The sequence below is a fragment of the Cyclobacterium plantarum genome, from assembly GCF_011290685.1.
In the GTDB taxonomy this organism is placed as follows: domain Bacteria; phylum Bacteroidota; class Bacteroidia; order Cytophagales; family Cyclobacteriaceae; genus Cyclobacterium; species Cyclobacterium plantarum.
The window spans coordinates 1-1,658 of sequence record NZ_JAANYN010000028.1 but is presented as its reverse complement, the minus strand read 5'-3'; the positions used below and the strand labels follow the sequence as shown (position 1 = coordinate 1,658).

Here is a 1,658-nt window from a genome sequence, read left to right as displayed (position 1 = left end):
TTTCCTGACTTCGACACTGGGACACCCAAAATCAAAAACCAAACATTTTGGCCAGGTTTTGCTGACTTTCGTTCAATAAAAGTGTTTTTTTCAATTTTTTGCCTGTTGATTTGAGTTGGATTTCTATGGTGTAAATCCCTTTTGCTATTTCAATTGCTTTTTGCGGGGAAAGGTTCGCTCCTTTTTCATTCAATTGCCTTTCCAGCTCTTTGTAAACCTTGTAAGCAACGAATGCAATGCTGATATGTGCTTCAATTCTTCTTTGCTTATAATGATAAACAGGTCTTACCTTAATCTCATTCTTGGTTATCCTGAAGGCCTTTTCTATCTTCCAGAGGTTGTTATAGTTCTCAATTACCTGTTCTTTGTCAAGCTGCGTATTGGTTATATAACCCTTAAGACCATCCCATTGTCCGTCCTTCTCAAACTTTTCCATATCCAGGGCAATCTTAATCTCACCTTCCATTTTAAGGTATTTGTTATAGCCTCTGTTGTTGATATGGGTTTTGTTGAGTTTTCCCGTTTTTAGCTGTTTTTCCAGCTTTTTCAGCCCCTTTTCCCTGTTAGACCTGTCCTTTTTGGCCCGCTTCTCCGAGTAGCTCACAACCATTCTCAGGCCCTCTTCCCAATCCATCGAAACACTCTCTCCATTTTCAAGCTCGAGAGCCAATACTTCTCCTTTTTGATTATTACCCGAAGATTTAAGCCGTGCCCCCAGAATGAATTCATATCCGTTATTAAGCAATTCTTTGATATTACTTTTGGAAAGCAATCCTGAATCCGCCACAACTATCGGGGCGGGAAGGTTATATTTTTTTCTAAATGCTTCTATTACAGGAATCATGGTATGGCCTTCAAACTTGTTGCCCTCAAAAATCTCGTATGCCAGTGGATAACCCTCTAGACCTACCAGCAAGCCCAATACAATTTGTGGATTTTGGTGCTTTCCTTCTTTGGAAAAACCTGTCTTCCTCAGATCATCCTCTTGATCCACCTCAAAATAAAGAGTCGTGCAGTCATAAAAGACTATATTGATACTGCCTCCAAGTATTTTCTTGGTATGGGAGAAGCTGATCAGCTGTACAGTCTGCTTATAATTGGTGTAAAGCTTGTCCATATACCGGTAAAGGTCCTGAACCTGAAAATCAAGGCCGTGATAGGTCAGAAGATAATCACAGGTTTTGAGTTTGCTGGAGGGAAAACATATTCTGGAATAGACCAGCCACTTGAAAATGTCGTCCTTGATTACATTGAATCCGATATCATTGAATATTTTATCCAGAAGCAGTTCTGTACCTGAGACTGTAATGTTTTCTACACTTTCCAAAACAGATTCTGCTGTCTGCTCTTCATTGTTGAACGGCATATCAAGAATTCCTTTATAATTCCTGATCCATTCTTCTCCTAATGAAACCAGCCTTTCTACTTCAGATTTATCGGAACTGCTCCCAATGGTTTTGGCAACCTTGTAACTTCCCCTAATCTTATTGATTACCTGGACACTGATCTTGCCACTTTTGTTGGGCTTTTTGCGGACAAACATGTCCAAAAATACTCAAAATAACATCTGGGACACCCAAATCCAAAACTAAAAAATCATAAAGTAATGTATTTCAGTTTTTTACACTTAAATGGGACTGACGACTGTCGAAGTCAGG

Annotated in this window: 1 protein-coding gene; it reads right to left on the bottom strand. The window is 39.4% G+C overall.

Features of this window, described 5'->3' with window-relative positions; translation table 11 throughout:
• Positions 1 to 31: 31 nt before the first annotated feature.
• The gene (locus G9Q97_RS24625) at positions 32 to 1,543 is read right to left on the bottom strand and encodes an IS1634 family transposase (protein WP_166151934.1); all 1,512 of its coding nucleotides are present in this window, start codon (positions 1,541 to 1,543) and stop codon (positions 32 to 34) included.
• Between the last annotated feature and the right edge of the window lie 115 nt (positions 1,544 to 1,658).

Coding starts and splice junctions, on each gene's coding strand:
- G9Q97_RS24625 (WP_166151934.1), bottom strand. CDS start 1,543: ATGTTTGTCCGCAAAAAGCCCAACAAAAGTGGCAAGATCAGTGTCCAG.